This window comes from Methylophaga sp. UBA5088 (assembly GCF_002414625.1).
Classification (GTDB): Bacteria; Pseudomonadota; Gammaproteobacteria; order Nitrosococcales; family Methylophagaceae; genus Methylophaga; species Methylophaga marina.
Genome location: NZ_DIAC01000074.1, coordinates 73,910 through 75,253 on the forward strand (window position 1 = coordinate 73,910; position 1,344 = coordinate 75,253).

At 43.7% G+C, this 1,344-nt stretch carries 2 protein-coding genes and 1 pseudogene; 1 reads left to right on the forward strand and 2 read right to left on the reverse strand.

The window, feature by feature from the left end; genetic code table 11:
• Together B4K20_RS09785 and B4K20_RS09790 are read right to left on the reverse strand one after the other, a co-directional pair.
• Positions 1 to 205, reverse strand: a 205-nt coding sequence (locus B4K20_RS09785) for a histidine kinase dimerization/phospho-acceptor domain-containing protein (protein ID WP_289282737.1), incomplete at its 3' end; no start/stop codon positions are given.
• 56 nt (positions 206 to 261) lie between these two features.
• A complete protein-coding gene (locus B4K20_RS09790; RefSeq protein ID WP_289282738.1) occupies positions 262 to 858 on the reverse strand; it encodes a DUF4118 domain-containing protein in 597 nt (198 codons plus the stop codon).
• A 212-nt stretch (positions 859 to 1,070) separates the two neighbouring features.
• Here B4K20_RS09790 and B4K20_RS09795 point away from each other — a divergent pair.
• Positions 1,071 to 1,344 (forward strand): annotated as a pseudogene (locus B4K20_RS09795) (potassium transporter); the annotation flags it as partial.

The following is a 1,344-nucleotide window of genomic DNA, read 5'->3' on the forward strand; positions in this document are numbered from 1 at the left end:
ATGCCGAACCAATAATAGATGAAAGCGGTGTCCGTAAGTCATGTGATACAGAAGACAATAGTGCGGAGCGTAACTGTTCTGTTTCTGAAAGCCGCCTGCTTGCTTCCAGATCTTCAGCAAGCAAAATGCGTTGAAGCGCCAATGCCGCGAGATTCGAAAAAGTCTGCAGCGCTGCTGACTGCTCTTCAGTTAAAGGCGATGGCACGTAGATAAGTGCTCGTGTTTTATTCTCTGTCCTAAGGGCAATAACTTCCCCGTCTATTAGTTCGCTATTTTCTGGGGTATCCCAGATTGTTTCCAATAGGCTGACGGAGGAAGATGGAGGTGTGGATGGTGTAAAAACAAGTTCTTGCTGGTTTTTTCAATCAGGTAGAACGCCGAGGATAACGAGTGTTGAATAGCCTGCTGCAGTGTGTTTAATACAAGCTCTGTATTCATAGCTGATGTCATTTTCTGGCTGAATGCAAAAAAGCGATGCTGCCTCTCTAGTGCTTGTTTCGATTCAGCAATCGCCAGCCGCATTTTTGATGCTAAATTTCCGGTTATCAAGCTGACAAAAATAAATAACACCAGGGTCGCCACATCATGACGATGGGTGATATCCAGTGTGTAATAAGGCTCAGTAAAAAAGAAGTTAAAGATCGTAAAACTTAAAGCGCTGGCATAAATGGCGGGGCCGAGAGCCGTTTTGGCGGATATAAATACAATCCCAGCCATAAACAGCATTAACAGGCTGGTGTGAAGAAATAGGGGAGTCAGCAACGCAGTGACAAGACTGATACCAGTCATGATGAGCGTCGCCAGTAAATACCCTTTTATGGGAGAGATGGCCTTAGTCACTGTTAGCAGGGGCGTCATTTTTGCTCATGGTTTTTATATTATTTTTACAATCTTTTTATATCAGCGCGGCATAATGCCGTTAAGTTTTCAATTATGACAGGTAAAACGATTTGTTAACGGTATTTAGCTATCTATCACACTCTGTTTTTCGTCTGTGACACCCTCACAACAATAAAGATAATCGAGACATGCATTGGCGAGCGATACTGAGGTTATTTGGCATATTGTTGATGTTTTACAGTTTGAACTTTGTGCCTTCCATTCTTGTTTCGCTTTTTTATCAGGATGGCGAACTGAATGTCTTTTTACTTTCCATGCTATCCGTGATTGCAATCGGTGCAGTTCTGTGGGGAGCAAACGCTCAGGAACGACAAGAGCTATCGGTGAGAGATGGTTTCCTGGTGGTGACCTTATTTTGGATTCTACTGGGGCTGGTTGGCGCATTGCCTTTTCTTTTTGGATTACATCTGGATGTGACGGATGCCGTGTTTGAGTCCATCTCTG

Bases quoted from the DNA above. Each gene is read 5' to 3' on its own strand.
- B4K20_RS09790 (WP_289282738.1), bottom strand. From the start codon at position 858: ATGACGCCCCTGCTAACAGTGACTAAGGCCATCTCTCCCATAAAAGGG.